General features: G+C 69.7%; 13 protein-coding genes. 2 read left to right on the top strand and 11 right to left on the bottom strand.

Going from position 1 to position 13551, the window contains the following annotated elements:
- Window positions 1–10: 10 nt before the first annotated feature.
- The 11 genes from CXY76_RS17470 to CXY76_RS17420 form a co-directional block, all read right to left on the bottom strand.
- Entirely contained in the window at window positions 11–1435 is a 1425-nt protein-coding gene (locus CXY76_RS17470) for an FAD-binding oxidoreductase (protein WP_104166749.1), read from the bottom strand.
- A 108-nt stretch (window positions 1436–1543) separates the two neighbouring features.
- Window positions 1544–2521: an NAD(P)/FAD-dependent oxidoreductase gene (locus CXY76_RS17465; RefSeq protein WP_233199980.1), complete on the bottom strand. Its 978-nt coding sequence runs from the start codon at window positions 2519–2521 to the stop codon at window positions 1544–1546.
- The gene (gene fdxA / locus CXY76_RS17460) at window positions 2514–2843 is read right to left on the bottom strand and encodes a ferredoxin (protein ID WP_104166745.1); all 330 of its coding nucleotides are present in this window, start codon (window positions 2841–2843) and stop codon (window positions 2514–2516) included. The genes CXY76_RS17465 and fdxA overlap by 8 nt, the downstream gene beginning before the upstream one ends.
- Complete coding sequence (locus tag CXY76_RS17455; RefSeq protein WP_104166743.1) at window positions 2840–4264, bottom strand: FAD-dependent oxidoreductase; 1425 nt, start codon at window positions 4262–4264, stop codon at window positions 2840–2842. The genes fdxA and CXY76_RS17455 overlap by 4 nt, the downstream gene beginning before the upstream one ends.
- Before the next feature lie 81 nt (window positions 4265–4345).
- Entirely contained in the window at window positions 4346–5266 is a 921-nt protein-coding gene (locus CXY76_RS17450) for an ABC transporter permease (RefSeq protein ID WP_104166741.1), read from the bottom strand.
- On the bottom strand, window positions 5256–5984 hold the full coding sequence (locus CXY76_RS17445) for an ABC transporter ATP-binding protein (RefSeq protein WP_369826188.1): 729 nt from the start codon (window positions 5982–5984) through the stop codon (window positions 5256–5258). The genes CXY76_RS17450 and CXY76_RS17445 overlap by 11 nt, the downstream gene beginning before the upstream one ends.
- 65 nt (window positions 5985–6049) lie before the next feature.
- Window positions 6050–7117, bottom strand: a complete 1068-nt coding sequence (locus tag CXY76_RS17440; RefSeq protein WP_104166737.1) for an ABC transporter substrate-binding protein — start codon at window positions 7115–7117, stop codon at window positions 6050–6052.
- Window positions 7114–8514 (bottom strand): sulfate adenylyltransferase subunit 1, encoded by a 1401-nt coding sequence (locus tag CXY76_RS17435; RefSeq protein ID WP_104166735.1) that lies wholly within the window; start codon window positions 8512–8514, stop codon window positions 7114–7116. The genes CXY76_RS17440 and CXY76_RS17435 overlap by 4 nt, the downstream gene beginning before the upstream one ends.
- Window positions 8514–9479 carry a sulfate adenylyltransferase subunit CysD gene (gene cysD, locus CXY76_RS17430; protein ID WP_104166733.1) on the bottom strand — a complete coding sequence of 322 codons (966 nt, stop codon included), beginning with the start codon at window positions 9477–9479 and terminating at the stop codon, window positions 8514–8516. Before cysD ends, CXY76_RS17435 begins: the two co-directional genes overlap by 1 nt.
- Window positions 9461–10186, bottom strand: a complete 726-nt coding sequence (locus tag CXY76_RS17425; protein WP_104166731.1) for a phosphoadenylyl-sulfate reductase — start codon at window positions 10184–10186, stop codon at window positions 9461–9463. Before CXY76_RS17425 ends, cysD begins: the two co-directional genes overlap by 19 nt.
- Window positions 10183–11868 carry a nitrite/sulfite reductase gene (locus CXY76_RS17420; protein WP_104166729.1) on the bottom strand — a complete coding sequence of 562 codons (1686 nt, stop codon included), beginning with the start codon at window positions 11866–11868 and terminating at the stop codon, window positions 10183–10185. Before CXY76_RS17420 ends, CXY76_RS17425 begins: the two co-directional genes overlap by 4 nt.
- A 270-nt stretch (window positions 11869–12138) precedes the next feature.
- Between CXY76_RS17420 and ftsY the strand changes: the two genes are divergently transcribed.
- Window positions 12139–13014, top strand: coding sequence for a signal recognition particle-docking protein FtsY (ftsY, locus tag CXY76_RS17415; protein WP_104166727.1), 876 nt, complete (start codon window positions 12139–12141; stop codon window positions 13012–13014).
- A 9-nt stretch (window positions 13015–13023) separates the two neighbouring features.
- Window positions 13024–13530 carry a DUF2004 domain-containing protein gene (locus CXY76_RS17410; protein ID WP_104166725.1) on the top strand — a complete coding sequence of 169 codons (507 nt, stop codon included), beginning with the start codon at window positions 13024–13026 and terminating at the stop codon, window positions 13528–13530.
- Window positions 13531–13551 lie beyond the last annotated feature (21 nt).

Raw genomic sequence — 13551 nt, 5'->3', positions numbered from 1 at the left:
CTCGGTACGGCTAGGCCGGCAGCGGCCGGTTGCTGCGGAAAAGGTTTTCCGGATCGACCCGTGCCTTGATCCCGGCCAGGCGGTGCAGGTCCTCCGGCGTGAACGCCAGGCCCAGATCCTGGCCGGCCGCGAGCATCGTCGGCACGATGCGGGGAACACCCACGGCATGCACGGTGTCCTCCAGCGGTTGGAACACCAGATGGCGGTCGGCGGCGTCCGGACCGGGTGCGCCCGGCGGCAGGATCGCCGCCGCGAAGAGCATGAAGCCGGCGTCGAGGTGGCCGACGACACCGTCGGCGCCGACCATCGGGTCGCCGATCAACCCGCCCAGCGGCCGCAGCTGCAGCAGGGACAGGCCGGCGTAGCTCGCGGTGTGGAAGGCCTCGACGAGGCTCGCGATGGTGGCGGTGTCAAGGTCACCGACGGTCCTGGACCAGTCCAGCGTCGCCGAGGGCTCCTGCGGTTCGCCCGACACCTCGCCCAGTTGGCCGATCGAGAACGGCCGGCACAGGTTGGCGATGACAGGGGCGATCGACAGCAACGGTGCGAGCAGGGCGCTGCCGGCCTCTGGCGACCCCACGAAAACCGCATCGACCTGGGTGAAACTACGGCCGCGGAGGAGTTCGGGCACCTGCTCCACGTCGGGCAGGTTGATCAGGCCCAGGAACAGGCTCAGCTCCGGCGGAGCGTCCAGCAGGATGTCCGCCGCGGCTCCGAAGACCACCTCGGCCGATTCGGCGGGAAACAGGATCTTGCCACCGAAGAGGTCGGGCGCCGGGTACAGGTCGATCTCCAGGGCGGTCACCACGCCGAAGAGTCCGCCGGCGCCCCGCAGGCCCCAGAGCAGATCGGGGTCGCTGTCCTTGGTGACGCGGCGCAGCACCCCGGTGGCGTCGATCAGCTCGACGGCGCGAATCGAGTGCGCGGCCAGGCCCTTCCACCGGCTGAACCAGGAATGCCCGCCGGAGAGCAGGTACCCCGTGACACTGACGTCGGGGTTGGTGCCGGCCAGGGCAATCAGGCCGGTGCCGTCGAGATGGTTGAGCAGAGTTCCCCACGGCACGCCGGCGCCGACGCGCGCGAACCGGGCGACGACATTCACGGTGACCTCGTCGAATCCGCTGGTGCGCACGAGGATCTGGCCGGCGAGGTCGGCCGCGGCGCCGTGCCCCCGTGGCTGCACAGTCACTCCCAGGCCGGCCTCCCTGGCGGCGATGATCACCTGCCTGAGGTCCCGCACCGAGCGAGGCCGCACGACGGCGCTGGGCTGCTGGTCGACGGCGAGGTTCCACGGGGTGCGGGCGTCGTCCCAGCCTGGATCGCCGGGCAGCACCAGGGCGCCCTCGAGAACTCGGTTGAGGGCGACGAGGGCCGGATGCGTGCCAGGCGCCGGCGGCTGCTCCGGCGGTTGCAGGGGCGGTGGCGTGGTGCTCATGGGCGTCCTTTCGACGGGCGCAGGCCGACCCGCGCGGCGACTACCGTGACGATACCCAGCACCGCGGCGACCCGCCACCCCGGTGCGGTGTCGGGGCCGGTGGGCGGGTCAGTGCGCGGTGCTGACCCCCAGCAGGTCCTGGCTGATGATCGCGGCCGTGCGGGCGCCGGCGCCGGCCGCCACGATCAGCTGCTGCGGTCCGGGCGCCGCGACGTCCCCGGCTGCGTAGAGCCCCGGCACGCTGGTGCGCCCGTTGCGGTCGGTGAGCAGCTGGGCGTGCGCGTCGCCGGCCACATCCAGCCCGGCCAGGAACTCCACGGCGGGGTGCCAGAGCGGCCGCACGAACCCGCCGGTGACCGGGATCCGGTCGCCGCCATCCACCCGCACCGCGGCGAGCAACCCGCGGTCGCCCTCGAGTTCGGTGATCCGGCGCCGTTCGACGGTGATGCCGCGCTCGCGCAGGGTGCGCTCCTGGGCGGCGGAGACGGCGCCGGAGTCGTCGGTGAAGCCCGCGCCGTTGGTGAACACCGTCAGCGTGTGGGTCCACTGGGACACCAGGAGCGCCCGGGCGGCCAGATCGTCGGTCTCGCCGATCAGGGCCAGGGGTTGATCATTCAGCTCGTAGCCGTCGCAGGCGGCGCAGCTGAACAGGCTCATGCCGTAGAACCCGCGGATGTTGGGAACATCGGGGAGGGTCTCGCGCAGCCCGGTGGCCACGAGCACCGCACGGCTGTGCACGGTTCGGCCGGCAGCGGTCGGGCTCCCGAGCGTGACGGTGAACGGGTGCGAACCGTCCTCCTCGTTCAGCTCGCGGGCCCGCTGGACCGAGCGCACCGAGGTGCGCCGCAGGATCCGGGTACCCGGGTAGCCCTCGACCTCTTCCCTGGCGAGGCGGCGCAGCTCGTGCGGGGGGACTCCGTCCCTGGTGAGGAACCCGTGCGAGATCATGGTCGCCGCGTTCCGGGGCCGGTCGCTGTCGATGACGAGCACGGTGAGGCGGGCCCGGCTCAGGTTCAGCGCCGCCGACAGTCCGGCCGGGCCCGCGCCGATCACGACGCAGTCATAGTGCTGCCGGTCGTCAGGCACCGGATGCGCCCTGGCGTGGCAGCGCGGAGATGACCGGGTGGTCGAAGGTGAGCACACCGGTTTTCGCGGCGCCGCCGGGGGAGCCGAGCTCGACGAAGAAGTCCACATTGGCCCGGTAGTAGTCGGCCCAGGCCTCGGGCAGGTCGTCTTCGTAGTAGATGGCCTCCACCGGGCAGACGGGTTCGCAGGCGCCGCAGTCGACGCACTCGTCCGGGTGGATGTACAGGGAACGTTCGCCCTCGTAGATGCAGTCCACGGGGCACTCGTCGACGCAGGCGCGATCCTTCACGTCCACGCAGGGCAGCGCGATGACATAGGTCACGAGGGCACCAGTGTCTGCTCGGCTGCGATCGTAACCTGCTCGTCGCGGGGCACGACCTTGACCCGTCCCCGGGTCACCTCCGACGTGTCGGCGTCGCCCAGCGCCCGTTCGTGGGCGTCCAGGGCCAGCCAGCCGGGCCAGGTGGTGTAGCGGATGCCGCGCTCGCCGAGCAGGCGCAGGACGGCGTCCTCGGCAGGGTCGGCCGGTTCCGGCAGCAGGGCGAGGTCCTCGACCAGGTGGGTGATCGTCTCCAGGGCGTCGCCCTTGGTGTGGCCGATCAGCCCGACCGGGCCGCGCTTGATCCAGCCCGTGGCGTAGAGCCCGGGCAGAGGCGTGCCGTGCTCGTCGATGACGCGGCCCTCGTCGCTGTTGATGACGCCGCGCGCATCGTCGAAGGGCACATCGGGCAGCGCGCTGCCGCGGTAACCGACCGCGCGGTAGACGGCCTGCAGCGGGTAGTCGATGATCTCCCCGGTGCCGCGCACGCCCCCGTCGCCGGTCGGTGCGGTGCGTTCGAAGCGCATCCCCTCGACCCTGTCGGTGCCGTAGACCTCCACAGGGCTGTGCTGGAAGTGCAGGTGCAGCCGCCGGGACGCGCCGGTGGGCTCGCGGGTGAGCCAGCCGTTGAGGGTGCGGCTCATGACCTTGACCTGGTTGGTGGACGCGGCCAGGCGGGCCTCGGAGTCGGCGTCCCTGGGGAAGTCCTCGTCGTAGACGATCACGTCCACGTCGGGGATGTCGCCGAGTTCGCGCAGCTCGATCGGGGTGAATTTCACCTGGCCGGGACCGCGCCGGCCGAAGACGTGTACGTCGGTGACCGGCGAGCCGGCCAGGCCGGCGTGCACGTTGGCCGGGATGTCGGTGCTGAGCAGGTCGGCGGGGTGCTTGGCCAGCATCCGCGCCACGTCCAGGGCCACGTTGCCGTTGCCGATCACCGCGATGTCGGTGGCGTCGAGGGGCCAGTCGCGCGGCACATCCGGATGCCCGTCGAACCAGGAGACGAAGTCGGCCGCTCCGTAGGAGCCGGGCAGGCTGATGCCGGGAATCGGCAGCTCAGCATCGCGGATCGCTCCGGTGGCGAAGATGACCGCGTGGTAGTGCCGGCGCAGGTCGGCCAGGCTGAGGTCGGTGCCGTAGCCCACGTTGCCCAGGAACCGGATGTTGCCGGCGTCGAGCATCTCGTGCAGGGAGTTGACGATGCCCTTGATGCGGGGGTGGTCGGGGGCCACGCCGTAGCGGATCAGGCCGTAGGGGGCCGGCAGGGAGTCGAAGAGGTCGATGCCGACCTTGCCGCCGGTCGCCCGCACGGCCGTGCTGAGGATGTTGCCGGCGTAGATGCCGGCGGGGCCGGCGCCGATAATGGCGACGCGCAGTGGCTGGGGCTCGCGCTGTAGCGGGGGCGCTGAGGACGTCCGGGTCATGAGTGGGCCTTTCAAAAGGGCGGAATCGAAGGTGCGTGAAGAACCGGTGTTGACGGGTAAATCCCCGGGGCGCTGTGGTGCCTACCGGCGCGCGCCGGGCGTGAGCCCGCGGCGTCGCAGGAGCCGGCGTTCGAGCGGGGCGAAGGCGGTCAGTTCCACCAGGATGCCGACCGCGAGGATGACCAGGATGGTCGCGAGCACCGCGGAAAGGTCGGCGAGTTCCCGGCTCTGCTGCAGCATCGAGCCGAGGCCGAAACCGATCGACCCGCCCATCGCGATGATCTCGGCCGCCATCAGGGATCGCCAGGAGAAGGCCCAGCCCTGCTTGAGGCCGGACAGGTAGCCGGGCAGCGCGGCTGGGAGCACGACCAGAGTGGCGAGTTCGATGCGGGAGGCGCCGAGCACTGTGCCGACCCTGCGTAACTGCGGCGGAACCTGGTCGATGCCGGAGACGAGCCCGTTCGCGATCGACGGGACGGCGCCCATCAGCACCACGAAGTAGACCGTGGCGTCGGTCAGGCCGAACCAGATGATCGCGGCGGGCACCCAGGCCACAGACGGGAGCACCTGCAGGCCGGACAGGAGTGGCCCGAGGGCGCGGCGGAGCAGCCGCCACTCGGCCAGCAGCAGCCCGAGCGGGGTGCCGATCGCGACGGCGATGAGGAAGCCGGCGCCGCCGCGCGCCAGGCTGGTGAGCACAGCCTCTTGCAGCCGGCCGGCGTTCCACAGCTCGGCGAGCGATCCGGCCACGTTCAACGGGCCGGGCGCCAGGTCGGGCCGGGGCTGGGCGATCACGGTGTAGAACTGCCAGGCCACCACCAGCGCCACCACCAGAAGGACCGGTGGCAGCACGCCGTCGAGAATCCGGCGCCAGGGCCCCTTCTCGGTCAAGGGCACGGTCTGGAGGGCGTCCAGACCCGATTCGAGGCGGCGGAGCTCGTCGTGGGCGCCGCCGCTGCGGGGCACGGCGGAGGAAGCGGGTTGTGCGGTATCAGGCAGCATTGCGGCGGATCTCCTCTCGCAGCTGGTCGGTGATCTCGATGGCCAGGCGGGATACCTCGGGGGATTCGATCCGCCGGGGCCCGGTGTCGTCGATGCGCCATTCGTTGCTGATGCGACCGGGGCGGGAGGACATGAGCACCACGCGCTGGCCGAGCCGGGCGGCCTCACGCACGTTGTGCGTGACGAAGATGATGGTGCGGCCGGTCTCCCGCCAGACCCGTTCCAGCTCCTCGTGCAGCAGGTCCCTGGTGATGGCGTCGAGGGCCGCGAACGGTTCGTCCATCAGCAGTACCTTGCGGTCCTGGGCGAGGGCCCTGGCCAGTGCGACTCGCTGGCGCATTCCGCCGGAGAGCTCGTGCGGGCGTTTGTGCGCGGCATCGGCGAGATTGACGAGGTCGAGCAGCTCCAGGGCCTGGGCCCGACGACCGGAACGCGGCACTCCCCGGAGCTTGAGGGCGAGTTCGACGTTGCGTCCGGCGGTCAGCCACGGGAAGAGTGCGGACTCCTGGAACATCACGGCCGCGCTGCCGCTGGTGACGGTGACGGTGCCCTCGCTGGGGTGTTCGAGCCCGGCGATGATGTTGAGCAGGGTGGACTTGCCGCAGCCGGAGGCGCCGAGTAGGCAGAGGAATTCTCCGGGTGCCACGGTGAGGTTGATGTTGTCCAGGACGACCGGGCCGGTCGGTCCGAACCGTTTGCCGAGAGAGTCGATACGGATTGCCGGTTTCACACCGGGAGGCAGCGTTTCGGGGGCGGGGGGTGCCTCGGTGGAGGTCTGCACGGTTACTCCGTTCCCAGTCCGGCATCGGAGACCGATGGTGCGCCGGCCTCCGTGAGGACCCTGTTCAGCGGGGCCAGGTCGAAGAGCCCGTCCAGGTTCCCGGTCTTGGCGGTTCCGGCGTCAACGCCGGCCTTCAGCAGCACCGGGAAGGTCTCCGCGAGCGGGTCGGTCGTGAACGTCACGGCGGTGAGGGCGCGGGCGAGCACCGCGTCGGGCAGCGGCTTGCCGGTGTCTGCTGTGAGGACGCGGTTGATCGCGGCGGCAGCCTGATCCGGGTTTTCGGTCAGCCAGTCCACCGATGCCGTGTGACCGGCGACGAGTGCCTCAACGGCCTCCGGGTGAGCGGCCAGGTAGTCGGCGCTCACCAGCAACACCGTCGTCGGGAACGCACCGTCCGTCCAGAGTGATGCCTCGTCGACGAGGACCGTAGCGTCGGCCTCGAGTACGAACCGGGAGACCCAGGGTTCGGGGAGCCAGGCGCCATCGATCTTGCCGCTCTGGAACAGGGCCAGTGCCTGGGCGTTCTCGGTCGGGGCGATGTTCACGTCGCCGCCGCCGGAGGTGCTTGTCGCGTAGCCCTGCTCGCCGAGCCAGGAGCGCAGCGCGACATCCTGCGTGTTGCCCAGCTGCGGTGTGGCGATCGTGGTTCCGGCCAGGTCGCTTGCGTCGGTGATGCCGGGGCGCACGACGAGCGCGGCCCCGCCGCTGGTGGCGCCGGCCACGATCCGGACCGATTGGCCGGCGCTCTTGACGAAGCTGTTGATCGCGGGGTTCGGGCCCAGGTAGGCGGCGTCGATGGCTCCGGCGCTGAGGGCTTCGATGGCGGCGGGACCCGCATTGAAGACCTGGGTGGTCAGGGCGGTGTCGCCGAGGGCGTCCTCGAACAGACCCTGGTCGAGGCCGACCAGGGCGGGTGCGTGCGTGACGTTGTCGAAATACCCCAATCGCAGTTCGGTCGCCGGTTCGCCCGGTGCCGCGGCGGTGCCGGCTGCGGCGCAGCCGGTCAGCAGGCCGGGAATCATGATGAGCGCGAGCAGGCTGAGGGTACGACGGCCGGTACGGCCGCTCATGAGATCCCACCCGCCCCGGTGACGATGCCGGCGGCGAGGGTCGCGCCATCCTGCGGCTGGATCACCAAGAACGCGCCGGCCCGACGGTTCGCGGCGTAGGTTTCGACGGGCAGTGCGGCTGCCAGTCGGACGGTGACCTGTCCGATGTCGTTGATCTGCAGATCATCAGCCATTTCGAGCTCCAGGGTATTGAGGTTGAGGCGACCGGTGATGGTTCCGATGATGGCCTGAACGGTGTGGGTGCCGAACTTGACCAGCACCCGGGCGCCGGGCTGCAGGGCCCGGGGGTCCAGCCAGAACAGGGCGGCGTCCAGCTCCTTCACGGGTTCCGGCATGGTGCCGGCCGCACCGATCACGGCGCCGCGGGCGATGTCGAGGTCGTCGCGCAGCCGCAGGGCGACCGATTGAGGTGCGACGGCTTGGTCGAGGGAGGCGCCGGCGAAGTCGATGCCGGTCACGACGGTGCTGGCGCCGCCGGGGGTCACCGTGACGGTGTCGCCCACCCGCACGGTGCCCGAGGCGACCTGGCCGGCGTATGCCCGGTAGTCGCGGTACGCCGCGGCGTCCTCCGGCGCGACGGCGACGGCGCCCTGGGGTCGCAGTACGAGTTGCACCGGCAGTCTGAACGACTCCACGTTCGTGGCGACCGCGTCCGCGGCGGGCAGGGTCTCCAGGAGCTCGAGCAGGCTCGGCCCGTCGTACCAGGGAGTGTTCGGGGACCTCTCGACGACGTTGTCGCCGACGAGGGCCGAGACGGGGATGATGTGCACCGCGTTCAGGCCCAGCTCATCGGTGACCCGGCGCACGTCGGCGGCGACGGCGCCGAACGCGGCCTCGTTGTAGTCCTGCAGGTCGATTTTGTTCACCGCGATGACGATGTGGGGAACCCGCAGCAGTTTCACGACGGACAGGTGCCTGCGGGTCTGTTCGAGCACGCCCTTGCGCGCGTCGATGAGCATGATGACGGCATCCGCGGTGGTGGCGCCGGTGACCATGTTGCGGGTGTACTGAACGTGTCCGGGGCAGTCGGCCAGGATGAATGAGCGCTTGTCGGTGGCGAAGTAGCGGTAGGCGACGTCGATGGTGATGCCCTGCTCGCGTTCGGCTCGCAGGCCGTCGGTGAGCAGCGCGAAGTCGATGCCGCCGGCCGCCCCGCCGAAGCCGCGCTCGGTGGAGGTGCGGGTGACGGTGTCGAGCTGGTCGGCGAGGATCGCCTTCGAATCGTGCAGCAGCCGGCCGACCAGGGTGGACTTGCCGTCGTCGACGGACCCGGCGGTCGCGAACCTGAAGAGGGTGCCCTCTGAGCGGTCGGCGTGCCCGCTGACCGGGCGCTCCAGCAGGAGGTCAGCCGGCTGTGCCTGTGAGGGCTGTGCCTGTACGAGCTGTGCCTGAGTCATTAGAAATACCCGTCCTTCTTGCGATCTTCCATGGCTGCTTCGGAGATGCGATCGTCGGCGCGGGTCGCGCCTCGTTCGGTGATGGTGCTCACGGCGATTTCGCGTACGACGTCCTGCACGGATGCGGCGTCGGAGTCGACGGCGCCGGTGCAGCTCATGTCGCCAACGGTGCGGTACCGGACCGTGCGGGAGACGACGGTCTCGCTGGCCAGCGGGGCGCTGACCGGTCCTACGGCGCGCCACATGCCGTCGCGGCGGTAGACCTCGCGCTCGTGTGCGTAGTACAGCGGGGGAAGGGCGATGCCCTCGCGTTCGATGTAGCGCCAGACGTTGAGCTCGGTCCAGTTGCTGATCGGGAACGCGCGCACGTGCTGGCCCACGGTGTGGCGGCCGTTGTACAGGTTCCAGAGTTCCGGGCGCTGGTTGCGCGGGTCCCACTGGCCGAACTCGTCGCGCAGGGACAGGATGCGCTCCTTCGCGCGGGCCTTGTCCTCGTCGCGGCGGGCACCGCCGAAGACGGCGTCGTGTCGGCCCGCGGTGATCGCGTCGAGCAGGGGCAGGGTCTGCAGGGGGTTGCGGGTGCCGTCGGCGCGTTCGGTCAGGCGGCCGTCGTCGATGTAGTCCTGCACGCTGGCGACCTCGAGGCGGAGGCCCAGTCTGGCCACGGTCTCGTCGCGGAATTCGAGGACCTCGGGAAAGTTGTGCCCGGTGTCCACGTGCAGCAGCGGGAACGGAACCTTGCCCGGCCAGAACGCCTTCGCGGCCAGGTGCAGCACCACCACGGAGTCCTTGCCGCCGGAGAACAGCAGCACCGGGCGTTCGAACTCGGCGACCACCTCACGGATGATGTGGATCGCCTCGCTCTCGAGCACGTCGAGCTGGCTCAACGAGGCACTGCCGGACCCGGCGCTGTCGGATCGGGCGATGGTGGGGGCGGGGAGAGCGTTCACAGGTGGAGTCCGCATTCTGTCTTCGCCAGGCTGGCCCAGCGTCCGGATCGGGGGTCGTCGCCCTCGGCGACGGGTTTGGTGCACGGCGCGCAGCCGATGGAGGGGTAGCCCTGGGCCATCAGCGGATTGACCGGCACATTGTGCGTGCCGGCGTAGTCGAGGATGTCCTCGAAGCTCCAGGCGGCGAGCGGGTTGACCTTGACGAGGCCGTTGCGTTCGTCCCACACGATCAGGGGCGTGTTCGCCCGGGTGGGCGCCTCGTCGCGGCGCACGCCGGTGAACCAGACCTCGTAACCATCGAGCACCCGGTGCAGGGGCTCGACCTTGCGCAGCGCGCAGCAGAGGTTCGGGTCCCTGGCGAACAGCTCGGCGCCGTGGGCGGCGTCCTGCTCGGCCACCGTGCGCTCGGGCAGCACGTCGACGATGCGCACCGGCAGCAGCCTGGCCACGTCGTCACGGGTGGAATGGGTCTCGGCGAAGTGGTAGCCGGTGTCGAGGAAGAGCACGTCCACGCCGGGCAGTTGCCGGGACACGGCGTGGGGGAGTACCGCGTCGGCCATCGAGCAGGCGACCGCGGCAGCATCCGTGCTGAAATTGCGGGCGACCCAGGCGATGACCTCGTCGGCGGATGCTTCGCCCAGCAGGGCAGCGCCGGACTCGGCCAGGGCGCGCAGCTCGTCGGGGGAGCGGCGGGTGCTCGTGGGAGTGTCGATGGTGCTCATTGCAGTGCCTCCTCGTCGGCGCGGTGGGCCCAGACGGCGAAGGTCTCCGTGTCGCTCCTGTCGGCGAGGAAGCGGAGCACGATGCGCTCCACATAGTCCGCGAGGTCGTCGGCGGTCACCTTGAGGCCACGCACGGTGCGACCCAGGCCGGCCTCATCCCGGCCGACGGACGCCAAGCCCCCGCCGAGGTGCACCTGGAATCCCGGGACCTGGCCGCCGTTGCCGTCGGCCAGGAGCTGGCCCTTGAGGCCGATGTCGGCGGTCTGGATGCGGGCGCAGGAGTTGGGGCAGCCGTTCACGTGCAGGCTGATCGGCTGCGGCACATCGATGCCGGCCAGGCGCTTCTCGAGTTCGAGCACGGCGTCGGTCGCGGCCTGTTTGGTCTCGACGATGGCGAGCTTGCAGAACTCGATCCCGGTGCAGGCGATGGTCGTGCGGCGGAACAGGCTGGGGCGGGCGGCCAGGCCGAGCGCATCGAGCGCGGTGATGAGCGGCTCGACATCCTCCTCGCTGATGTCCAACAGCACGAGCTTCTGGTGCGGCGTCGTGCGCAGCCGCCCGGAGCCGTGCTGCTCGAGCAGGTCGGCGAGTTTCGTGAGCATCGTGCCGGAGACCCGGCCGACGAACGGGGTGACACCGATGTAGAACCGGCCGTCGACCTGCTTGTGCACGCCGATGTGGTCGCCCTGCTGGGTCGGCGTCGGGGCGGGTGGGCCGTCGGGCAACGCCTCGAACAGGTACTCGTCCTCGAGGACCTGGCGGAACTTGGCCGGCCCCCAGTCCGCGAGCAGGAACTTCAGCCTGGCCTTGTTGCGCAGCCGCCGGTAGCCGTAGTCGCGGAAGATGGAGGCGACACCGAGCCAGACGTCGGCGACCTTCTCGGGAGACACGAAGGCGCCCAGGCGCTCGCCGAGTCGGGGGTTGGCCGAGAGGCCGCCGCCGACCCAGAGGTCGTAACCGAGGCCCAGCTCCGGATGCCGCAGGGCGACGAAGCCGACGTCATTGATCTCGTGCACAACATCCTGGCTCGGGTGCCCGGTCAGGGCGGTCTTGAACTTGCGGGGCAGGTTCGCGAGTTCGGGAACCCCGATGTACCGGGCCGTGATGTCGGCGATGGCGTCCGTCGGGTCGAGCAGTTCGTCGACGGCGATGCCGGCGACGGGGGAGCCGAGCACGACGCGCGGCACATCGCCGCAAGCTTCGGTGGTCTGCAGGCCGACGGCCTCGAGGCGGCGCCAGATCTCGGGAACGTCCTCCACGCGGATCCAGTGCAGCTGGATGTTCTGCCGGTCGGTGAGGTCGGCGGTGTCCCGGCCGAATTCCTCGGAGATCTCACCGATGACCCGCAGCTGGCCGGTGGTGAGCTGGCCGCCGTCGATGCGCACCCGCAACATGAAGTAGGAGTCTTCGAGTTCGTGGGGTTCGAGGGTCGCGGTTTTGCCGCCGTCGATGCCGGGCTTGCGTTGCGTGTAGAGGCCCCACCAGCGGAACCGGCCGTGCAGGTCGGTGCCCTCGATGGAGTCGAACCCGTCGCGGGAATAGATCTTCTCGATCCGCTCGCGCACGTTCAGCCCGTTGTCCACCTGCTTCCAGGCTTCATTGCCGTTGAGCGGTTCGGTGCCGTCGACCTTCCACTGTCCGTTCGGCCGGGACGCCGGACGCGGAGGACGACCGGCGCGCATCGTCACGGACGGGGTCTGTGTTGTCTGGCTCTCTGGCACTGTGAGGTCCTCCTCCTTGAACGCGAACGCTGCTCGGGCAGGCTGCGCGGCGTGCTGGGAAATCTATCGAGCCTGCGCCGCAAAGTCATGGCTCGGCGTCACAGCCGGTCACGCTCCGTAGCGGGGCGTCACGAAAGGAGCGTCCGACGCCCGGAGCGAATATGGTGTCGCGGTGGGCACTGGTGCCCGGCGTAGACGGCGCGGTCGGCAGCCGAGCCATAGGCTAGGGGCATGGCAGAACGCACCCCGTGGTCCCTCTCCGGCGCATTGCGCGGAGTGTTCGCGAAGAAGACAATCGACGCCGATACCTGGGATGACCTCGAGGACTCGTTGATCCAGGCCGACTTCGGCCCCGACATCACCGATGCCATCGTGGCCGAACTCCGCACCAAGGTGTCCAGGTACAACACCACGGATCCCAAGGACCTGCACCGGATGCTCCGCGAGGGCATCGAGGAGCGCCTGGCGAAGCTCGACTCCACGCTGAACCTCAGCGCCCGGCCTGCCGTGGTGCTCGTGGTCGGTGTCAACGGGGTGGGGAAGACCACCACCATCGGCAAATTTGCCAAGTTCCTGCGCGTGCACGACCGCAGCGTCCTGATCGGAGCCGCCGACACCTTCCGTGCCGCCGCGGTGGAGCAACTCGCCACCTGGGCGGAGCGTGCCGGCGCGGACATCGTGAAGCCGCAGGCCCAGGGCCAGGACCCGGCATCCGTGGCCTTTCAGACCGTCGAACGTGCCGTCAGCACGGGTACCGAGATCGTGATCATCGACACCGCCGGCCGGCTGCAGACCAAGGGCGGGCTGATGGATGAGCTCACCAAGATCCGCCGGGTCATCGAGAAGCAGACCCCGATTTCCGAGGTGCTCCTCGTGCTCGACGCCACGACGGGTCAGAACGGTCTCGCCCAGGCCGAGGCTTTCATCGAGCACGCCGGGGTGACCGGCCTGGTGCTCACCAAACTCGACGGATCCGCCAAGGGCGGTTTCGTCCTGGCCGTTCAGGAAAAAACAGGAATCCCCATCAAACTCGTCGGGCAGGGTGAGGGAATCAACGACCTCACCGGTTTCACCCCGCACGTTTTCGCACAAAAACTCGTCGGATAGGACGCCCTCATGACCATCGAACACGATTTCTTCGGAATCCTCGGCAGCGACGACGACAGCGGTGAGGTGTACTGGTCCGATACCGCCGAGCTGGGCGACCAGAACGTCGAAATCGACGTGAGCTCACCCGACGAAGACTCGGTGTCGGTCGAGGCCCTCGACATCGTCGCGGCCATGATCAACGCCCTGGAGGACCTCGATTCGCAGGCTCGGGAGTCGCTCGTGGCCGACCTGAGCGCCGAGGTCTCGGTGACCAGCCAGTTCATCGTCGCGCAGTTCGAGGAGCTCGACGCCGAGGTTCTCGAAGACGCCCTCATCTGGGACTCAGGGGACAAGCAGATCGACTACCTGCGCTCCATCCAGCTGCAGCGCATCGGTTTCCACCCGCACCACATCGGCAATGACCAGCACTTCGCGGTGCTCGACTACTCGATCAGCCCGCACGAAACCGATGCTCTGCTCGTCGTCACCCTCGACGTGCACGGCGACACCATCGTGATCGCCGCCGACAGCTGATCTCCGCCCCACGACGACGAA

Source organism: Cryobacterium sp. N22 (assembly GCF_002929555.1).
Lineage (GTDB): Bacteria > Actinomycetota > Actinomycetes > Actinomycetales > Microbacteriaceae > Cryobacterium.
This window is presented reverse-complemented; position numbering and strand designations above follow the sequence as displayed.